General features: G+C 39.5%; 8 protein-coding genes. All 8 read left to right on the forward strand.

Features of this window, described 5'->3' with window-relative positions; translation table 11 throughout:
- Positions 1-146 precede the first annotated feature (146 nt).
- Entirely contained in the window at positions 147-605 is a 459-nt protein-coding gene (locus tag LJE12_RS08005) for a ferritin-like domain-containing protein (RefSeq protein ID WP_019163044.1), read from the forward strand.
- A 213-nt stretch (positions 606-818) separates the two neighbouring features.
- On the forward strand, positions 819-1,871 hold the full coding sequence (locus LJE12_RS08010) for a LacI family DNA-binding transcriptional regulator (RefSeq protein WP_227226548.1): 1,053 nt from the start codon (positions 819-821) through the stop codon (positions 1,869-1,871).
- Positions 1,872-2,224: 353 nt separating this feature from the next.
- Positions 2,225-3,874 carry a glycoside hydrolase family 32 protein gene (locus LJE12_RS08015; RefSeq protein WP_227226547.1) on the forward strand — a complete coding sequence of 550 codons (1,650 nt, stop codon included), beginning with the start codon at positions 2,225-2,227 and terminating at the stop codon, positions 3,872-3,874.
- A 548-nt stretch (positions 3,875-4,422) separates the two neighbouring features.
- Positions 4,423-5,739, forward strand: coding sequence for an ABC transporter substrate-binding protein (locus LJE12_RS08020; RefSeq protein WP_227226546.1), 1,317 nt, complete (start codon positions 4,423-4,425; stop codon positions 5,737-5,739).
- A 77-nt stretch (positions 5,740-5,816) separates the two neighbouring features.
- On the forward strand, positions 5,817-6,713 hold the full coding sequence (locus LJE12_RS08025) for a carbohydrate ABC transporter permease (protein WP_055154193.1): 897 nt from the start codon (positions 5,817-5,819) through the stop codon (positions 6,711-6,713).
- 13 nt (positions 6,714-6,726) lie between these two features.
- Positions 6,727-7,578 (forward strand): carbohydrate ABC transporter permease, encoded by an 852-nt coding sequence (locus LJE12_RS08030; protein ID WP_227226545.1) that lies wholly within the window; start codon positions 6,727-6,729, stop codon positions 7,576-7,578.
- 482 nt (positions 7,579-8,060) lie between these two features.
- On the forward strand, positions 8,061-8,279 hold the full coding sequence (locus tag LJE12_RS20585) for a hypothetical protein (RefSeq protein WP_255610793.1): 219 nt from the start codon (positions 8,061-8,063) through the stop codon (positions 8,277-8,279).
- A 327-nt stretch (positions 8,280-8,606) separates the two neighbouring features.
- Positions 8,607-9,303: transposase (locus LJE12_RS08040; protein ID WP_227292143.1), on the forward strand; the 697-nt coding region annotated here is incomplete at its 3' end.

Here is a 9,303-nt window from a genome sequence, read left to right on the forward strand (position 1 = left end):
CGCGGGACAGTGGCATGTGAACAGTAACACAAAATATTCTCTGAAATTGTCATAAGTCATGATATAAAGAATAAAAAAGCATTTTTTATCCATACTATTTTCATGTAACAAAATACAGTATTTCTTAAAAAAGGAGACAACAGACTATGATTTTAAAAGAAAAGGAACGTTCAGTAATCGAAGATCTTCAGACACAAGAGAAAAGCTGTGTGGAAAAGTATGGAAAATACGCAGAACAGGCCAGAGACCCGGAGCTTAAAAATCTTTTCCGGAATATCCAGCAGGAAGAACAGAAGCATTATGAGTCTTTGTCAATGATTCTTTCCGGAAGTGTGCCTGAATGTAACTGTAATGACAGATCAGGCAAAGACTATCAGCCAAAAGCAGTCTATACAGCCATGAGTTCACCGGAAGACAAACAACACGATGCGTTTCTTGCAACAGACTGTATTGGTACAGAGAAGCTGGTGTCAGGAACATACAATGATGATGTATTTGCCTTTGGCGACAGTGGTGTACGCAAGCTGTTGGCTGATATACAGATTGAGGAGCAGAATCATGCGGAGATGCTGTATAAGTATAAAACTGTGAATGGAATGGCATAAAAGTCAGAAAAACAGGCAGTCTGTGCAGGATTGCCTGGATACATAACTGGAACATGTTCCAGTTTGACGAAAGAAAGGGCCACTTTTCGGCAACTTATTAATTGTAAGAACAAATGCACAGTGCTATACTTATCTTATTAAAATTTATTCCAGATTGCCTGCAGCAATGGAATTTTGGTATATGCATGTCAAAACACCTTGCAGGACAGGCATATGAACAGTAACTATTATGTGACTGTGAAAAGTAATAACAGAACAGGAAAAGTAAGTATGGCGAGTATAAGAGATGTAGCGCGCAGAGCAGGCGTAGGGGTGGGAACCGTTTCCAGAGTTATAAATGGAAATGGGTATGTATCAGCTGATACAAAAAAGAAAATTGAAAAAGCAATTGAAGAATTAGAGTATACACCAAATGAACTGGCGAGAAATCTGTTTCGTAATAAAACAGGAATTGTAGGAATACTGGTGCCGGATGTAGATCATCCGTTTTTTTCAAGTTATGTGAGACAGACAGAGGCAGCTTTGTATGAATTGGGGTATAAGACTCTGATTTCAAGTACTATAGGAGTCAGCAACAGAGAAGAAGAATTTCTGGATATGCTGGATCGAAATATGGTAGATGGCATTATTGCCGGCTCTCATACACTGGAAGGAGAGAAATACCTGAAAAGAAAACATGCTATCATCTCCTTTGACAGAGATTTCGGACCGGAAATCCCGATGATCGGGTCGGATCATGTAACCGGCGGTAGACTGGCAGCGGAGGTTTTGATTCGGAATAAATGTAAAAAAGTACTAAATATATTCGGTGTGTCGCCAAATATTGTGGCAAATGATAAACATACAGTACTGAAAAAAACTCTGGAAAAACAAGGAATTGAAGTGGTAGATCTGATTCTGGAGTGGAACAGGTTTGGCCATGAGGATTACTGGGAAAGTGCCAGAAAGGTAATGGAAACTTTTGATGGAATCGATGGTGTGTTTGGAACTGATCAGCCTGTGCTCAATATTATGCATCTGGCACTGAAAGCAGGAATAAAGATACCGGAAGAGTTAAAAATCGTAACATATGATGGAACGGATATATCCAGACTGGTTTATCCGGAAGCTACCAGCATCAGGCAAAATATAAAGATGCTTGCAGAACTCAGTGCTAATTCTGTAGTTGATCTGATAGAAAACCGAAGACCTGTACCGAATAAGCAGATCATCCCTGTAGAATTGTATCAGGGACAGACAACTTATCCTGTAGATACGGTCATATAGACTATTATTTGACCGTTTATGGAGTGTTGTATAAAAAAGAAGGGATTTGAGTATCAATAAAAATACACAAAGATCTCTTCTTTTTTTTGTCTAATTTAGGGAAAAAGCAATACTATATTGACAAAATCTAATTTACATCATATACTTTATACAAATGGAACGGGTACCACATATAAAGTATCAATAACTTATGCTTTATTATGTTTCGGATAGTATTTCATAAAGTCTTCATAATACATGATAAGCTCTGCAGACAGGGGCTTTTTTATTTTAATGTATATGGAACGGGTACCATATCTATTATTTACGAGGATTACTATAAATATGACAAATATCAGAAAGGGGATTTACGTATGTACACAGGGAATTATGAATGTCTGGAATTATTTGTAAAATCGGATGAAGGCAAAAAAGGCAGTGTGCTCCTGAAAAACGTAAAAGAAAGCACAACAGAGACAAAAGAACTGAAACATATCTATGGAAATTGGATCAAATTTCCGGTAAGCAGAAATACAGAATATGAAATCTCAACACAGGACTGCACAATAACATTTGCTTATTTAAGTGAATGTGAAAACATTATGGAAAATGGAATCTGTGTGCTGGATACTACAGATAATTATAAAGAGATGAATAAAGAAGAGTTCCTTCGTTTTATAGATACTCCATACAGAGAACAGTATCATTTTTCACCGGTTGTGAACTGGAATAATGATCCGAACGGACTTTGTTGGTTTAAGGGTTATTATCACCTTTTCTATCAGCTGAATCCTTTTGGACAGGAGTGGAATAATATGTACTGGGGACATGCAGCAAGCAAGGATCTGATGCACTGGACACATCTTCCGGTTGCGTTAGAGCCTCAGGAAGAAATCCTGGATAATCTTGCAATCAAAGGTGGTGCTTTCTCCGGAAGCGCACTTCCGATGGGAGACGAGGTATACTTCTATCTCACAAGACATATCGGACCTCAGGATGACGGATGGGACACTGTTCAGTATCAGACAATGACAAAGAGTAGTGATATGATCCATTTTGAGCCGGAAAAAGAGATTATCAGGGAGAAACCGGAAGGTACTAACTATGATTTCCGCGATCCGAAAGCAATTAAGATCGGTGAGAAGTATTATATTGTATTAGGTGCATGCGTAGATGGAAAAGGAACATTTCTTCTGTACGAATCTGAAGATGCAGAGAACTGGAAATACAGATGTCCTCTGATTACAGAGGAAACAAAGATCAGAACCATTGAGTGTCCGGACTTTTTCCCATTGGATGATAAATATGTAGCTATGGGCGCATGGATGAGCCATTATGATGAATACGGAAGATTCCAGCAGTGCAGATATTATGTGGGAGACTGGAACGGTGATGCAATGGATGTCCATACACAGCAGTGGGTGGATTTTGGAAGCAACTGCTATGCAGCGCAGAGCTTTCAGCATGAAGACCGTAGGATCCTGATTGGTTGGATCAGTGATTTCTATGGAGAGCATATTGCTACAGAGCCGGGAGCTTATGGAAGCATGACTCTGCCAAGAGAGCTCCATGTGAAGAATGAACATGTATATACAAAACCTGTAGAGGAAGTTTATACTCTTCTGGGTGATACAGTATATGAAGGCACAGGCAGTGAGATTAAAGTCGGCTCCATTTCAGATAACAGATATTATGCATCTGTATCATTTGAAGAAACAGGAGATTTCAACATTCTTCTTGGTCAGGATGGGGATAAATCCATCGGTCTGACTGCAGAAGGGGGAAAAGTATTCTTCAAAATGACAGGTGTGAAGAGCGATAAGGTACAGTTTGTTTCTTCTGTGGAGAAATGCAGAAATGCAGAAATTTTTGTAGACGGAAGAACAATTGAGGTATATTTAAATGATGGAGAAGATGCAGGAACCAGACTGTTTTACAATAGCAGCAGCCAGGGAATCTTCTGTCTGAACAGTGATAAAGAAGCGCAGGTTAAAATCTGTGAAATGAAATCCATCTGGAAATAAATCCGCAGAATACAGATATTTGGCTAAGTTACTGAGAACGGAGTGAACAGTAACGATATTTGCTTAAAGCAATGTGCCATATATCTGCCGGCAGTAAAAAAATGGTAACGGTTCCATAAAAATGAAAAAATAAATAGAAAGAAGAGGGGGAAAATTGAGAATTCTATTTTCCCTCTCTCTTTTTTGGAAACATATAAAAAATAACGGAATATAGGAAATTTAATATAAATATAGCAAAGAAAAAACCCAGATATGATTGTGAAAAATATATAAAAACAGATAACTTATATTGTGAAAATATACGAATTGATGCAAAAACAGGATTTTTAAGTTAAAATATATTGACAAATAAGGCAAGAGAGATTATGATAAAACCATCATATGAAACGGGTTCCACAAAAGGACTAATAAAGCTTTTAACCACAGCAAAATAGCTGTGGTTAAAAAAGGAAATACATGGAACGGGTTTCATAAAAATAACATTTCCCGAACGAGATTAAGGAGATGTAACATCAACAACCAATACATTTTATCAGGAGGAAAGAAACATGAAAAAAAGAATGAGCGTAATTCTGGCACTCACAATGGCGGCAACTACAATGTTCAGTGCAGTACCGGCAATGGCAAAAGATGGTGATGTAGTAAACATTACAATCTGGAGCCCGACAGACAGAGAACAGGTAGAGGCATGGTGGACTGAGAAGATTGCAGAGTGGAATGAAGCAAACCCGAATATCCAGGTTTCACGTGAAGCAATCGACCGTTCCGATTCCTACGCATATGACAACAAGATTGCTACAGCAGTAACATCCAATGACCTTCCGGATATCTTCTATGTAGACGGACCGCAGGTTTCCTACTATGCAGCAAACGGAATCAGCATTCCGCTGAATGATTATTTTACAGAGGATGATCTTTCTGATTTCGTTCCTTCATCCATTGCCCAGAATACCTATGACGGACAGTTATATGCAATCGGAGCAACAGAATCTTCCGTAGCATTCTATTACAATAAAGATTACCTCAAAGAGTGCGGTGTTGATACAGATGACCTTGATTCCCGTACATTAGACAACCCGATCACATGGGATGAGATGGCAGAGATCGCTGAAAAGTGTACAACAGATAATTATGTGGGAACACACATTATCATGGATCATGGTGAAGGTCTTCCATATGCATTAGAGCCAATGTATATCTCTGAAGGAAAAGACTACATCAGCGAGGATGGTAAGGAAGCTGACGGATATGTAAACAGCGAAGAAGCAGTAAAAACAACTTCTTACCTTGCAGATCTTATTGCAAAAGGATATGCAAACATTGAGCCGATCACAGATGAGTTCTTAAACGGTGCATGTGCAACAATGCTTGGTGGTTCATGGGAAGTTGCAACTCTGGAAGCAAATGCAGATTTTGACTGGGGTGTAACATACTATCCGGTATCTGAAACAGGTACAGCAGTTTCTCCTTGTGGTGACTGGGCAGCAGCAGTAAGCAAGGACTGTGAGAATCCGGATGCAGCAGGAGAATTCCTTCAGTGGCTGATGAACAGCGAAAATGTAGCAACTTATGCAGATGCAATCGCAAAACCTGCAACACGTAACTCTGCTTATGATGAAGAAGCAATGGCTGATTACAAAGAAGGAGCACGTGCACTTATGGTTGAACAGCTGAACAACACAGCAGTTCCGCGTCCAAGAACACCTTCCTATGCAACATTCTCTTCTGCATATGCTGAAGCAATGACAAATATCCTCTCTGATGCAGCTACAAACGGAGAAGTTGATGATGATTATATCCAGTCTGAACTTGATACAGTAGCAGAAACATTCACAGAAGATTACGAAACATACTACGCTGAATAATCAGGATAGAAACCTGGCCGCATCGCTTCTGCGGTGCGGTGCGGCCGTTTTAAGTTTGTTAAAAGGGGGAAAGGATTATGGCTAAGACGAAGCTGACAGGCAGAAAACGTGACGAGAGAATCACTGCATATGCATTTACTGCTCCGGCAGTTATCCTTCTGATCGCATTTCTGGTTGTACCGATGATCTATACCGTTTACTATTCCGGATTTAAATATCAGATTATGAGACCGGATGCCATAAAGATGATTGGTATTGAAAACTATCAGAAACTGTTCCAGGATAAAAACTTCTGGATGGCTCTGAAAAATACTGTATATTTCACAGTAGTTGTTGTACCTGTACAGTGTATACTGGCACTTGGACTGGCGCTTCTGGTTTCAAAGAAATTCCGCGGAGTCGCAATATTCAGAACAATGTATTTTAGTCCACAGTTAACCTCCATGGTTGTTATCTCTGTTCTGTGGTCAGTACTTTACAATGCAAATCCAAACACTGGTCTTATTAATTCTCTGCTGGTATCACTGGGAATGGATCCTATTAATTTCCTGAGCAATGAGCATACAGCCATGAACTCCATTATCTTCATGTCTGCATGGCAGGGCGCAGGTTATCAGATGATGATTTTCCTGGCAGGTCTTCAGGGAATTCCGAAAGATCAGTATGAGGCAGCATCTGTAGATGGTGCAAACAAATGGAATCAGTTCCTGTTTATCACACTTCCGGGACTGAAAGGAACTATAAAATATGTTATTATGATCACTATGATCCAGGCAATGAAGCTGTTCACACAGCCATATATCATGACACAGGGCGGACCAAAGAACTCCACCAAAACTCTGGTATATTACATTTATACACAGGGCTTCCAGAAAGGTAACTTTGGTTATGCCTGCTCAATCGCAACTGTATTCTTCGTTATTGTTGTGGCAATGTCACTGTTAATGAAGAAAGTAACTACTGCAACTGATTAAGGAGGACAGGAAAATGAAAAAATCATCAATGAAATTTTCTGCGGCTTTTTCCAAATTTATGTTTTATTTTGGAAATATTGTCATAGGTATTATCTTTGTTTCTCCTCTGATCTGGATGATTTCCGCGTCTCTGAAACCGGAATCTCAGATTTTTGCAAATATGAACTCACTGAAAACATTCTTTCCGGTATCGGCTTCTTTTAATAACTATGTAGAAGTATTTGCCAGAATGAATCTTCCTCAGGTATTTAAGAACACCTTGCTTTACATTGCACTCATCCTGGTTCTTGATCTGCTTGTAAACTCCATGTGTGGTTATGCGCTTGCGAAATTTGAGTTCAAAGGAAAGGGCGCAATCATGAACCTGGTAGTAGCTCTGATGGTACTTCCGATGGAAGCAATCATGCTTCCGTTATATATTGAAATGTCACAGCTTGGCTGGGTAAATACACTTGTAGCACTGGTAATTCCTTTTGTGGCAAAATGTTTCTCCATCTATATGTTCCGTCAGTTTTTCTGTGATATTCCGGATGATCTGATCGAGGCGGCTGCAATTGACGGATGTCGTCCGGCAGGAACTTTCTTCAAGATTGTTATGCCGATTTCCAAGACTGTATATGCAACTGTATTTATCCTTGATTTCGTCGCTCACTGGAATGACTTTATGTGGCCATTCCTGGTTATGACCGGTGAAGACAAGCGTACGATCCAGCTCGCAGTTCAGTCCTTCTTCGGAACACAGCCTGTACATTATAGTGCAATCATGGCAGCACTGGTAATCTCTGCAATCCCGATGATCATCATGTTCATCTTCATGCAGAAATATTATGTAGAAGGTATTGCATCTTCCGGTATTAAAGGCTAAGTCAATATATAAAGCCCTACAATGCGCCTGGATGGCGTTTTGTAGGGCTTTTTTATGTTAGAAGAATTATGTCGCTGAAGCGACCCGTCGCAGGCGGAGAATCAAGTAGTCTCCTGATGTAATTGCGAATATTCGCCTGACGTATGAAAACACTTGGCTTTAAGATAAAATATGTCAAAATTTCTTATTGAAACTAAAAATAGGAATGTTATGATAATGAAGGAATTCTGTTGAAATTGATATTTGTATTTCAATGGAGATTCAATCAAATCAATAGCAAAGCAGATAATTTTATCAGCTGGAATTGTTATAGAAATATAGAGAATGGGAGTAAAGAGAAATGACCACATCTATGATAAAAGGGAATCCGCTGAAACTGATGCTGCAGTTTGCGCTTCCTTTATTATTAGGAAATTTGCTGCAACAGACCTATAATATTTATTGACGTTGCGATCGTAGGACAGATCTTTGGCGCAAAAGCGCTGGCAAGTGTAGGAGCCAGCAGCAGTATTCAGTTTCTGGTACTGGGATTCTGCATGGGAAGCTGTACAGGGTTTGGTGTTCCTGTAGCTAAATATTTTGGCGCAGAGAAAATAGAAAAAATGCGGGATTATATCTTTAACAACCGTAGCAAGAATTCCCTCACCTCTATAGGGACGCCACTGAAAAACTATTTTTATACACATTATATAGTAGATTAAAACAAATAAAAACACTTTATATTGTACTGCTTTATGCAAAATAAAGACTTTTTCAGTGGCGTCCTATAGGTGAGGGGATGAATTGCACATTCGAGCATGTCTGCTCAAATTCATAAAAAATCACAAAAACACTTGTTCTGATACAATAAATATATTATAATAGAAAAGAAGAACAATATGCTCTTTAATTTTCATTCAGTGTTTTTGGCTGATCATGGTTATGAAATATAGCAGAAAGATGCTAGACGATAAGATGTCAGAGAGAGCAAAAGAAATCTTGAAATATAGTACCTGTTGAAACAATCCATCAGTATATAGAGAGTCAGGGTGAGAAAGATAAATCGGGCAGTAAAAATAAGGATCTATCCAAATAAAGAACAGATAACCCAGATAGAGAAAACAATCGGCTGTAGCCGCTTTCTCTATAACCGGATGCTTGCGGATAAGATCCGTTATTATCAGGAAGAAAAAAAGATGCTGAAAAATACGCCGGCCGGATATAAAAAAGAATATCCATGGCTGAAAGAAGTGGATTCTCTTGCGCTGGCGAATGTACAGTTAAATCTGGAAGGGGCTTTCCGGAAATTTTTCCGGGAACCGGGAGTGGGATTTCCGCATTATAAATCAAAAAAACATTCGCGGAAATCCTATACAACGAATATGGTAAATGGGAATATCTGTCTGCAGGACAGGTTCCTGAAGCTGCCAAAGATGCAGCCGGTAAAAATAAAACTCCACCGTATGATCCCGGAGGGATGGAAGCTGAAATCAGTGACTGTGAGCAGGGAACCGTCCGGGAAATATTTTGCCAGCCTGCTGTTCGATTGTGAAAACCAAACAGCGGAGAAAAGACAGGCGGAAAAATTTCTGGGGATCGATTATGCCATGCATGGGATGTGTGTATTTTCCACCGGTGAAAGGGCCGGATATCCCATGTTTTACCGGAATGCGGAGAAAAAACTTGCCCGGGAACAGAGAAAGCTTTCCAGATGTGAAAAGGGCAGCCGTAACTATCAGAAACAGA

It is taken from the genome of Blautia sp. DFI.6.71 (genome assembly GCF_020593585.1).
Classification (GTDB): domain Bacteria; phylum Bacillota; class Clostridia; order Lachnospirales; family Lachnospiraceae; genus Blautia_A; species Blautia_A wexlerae.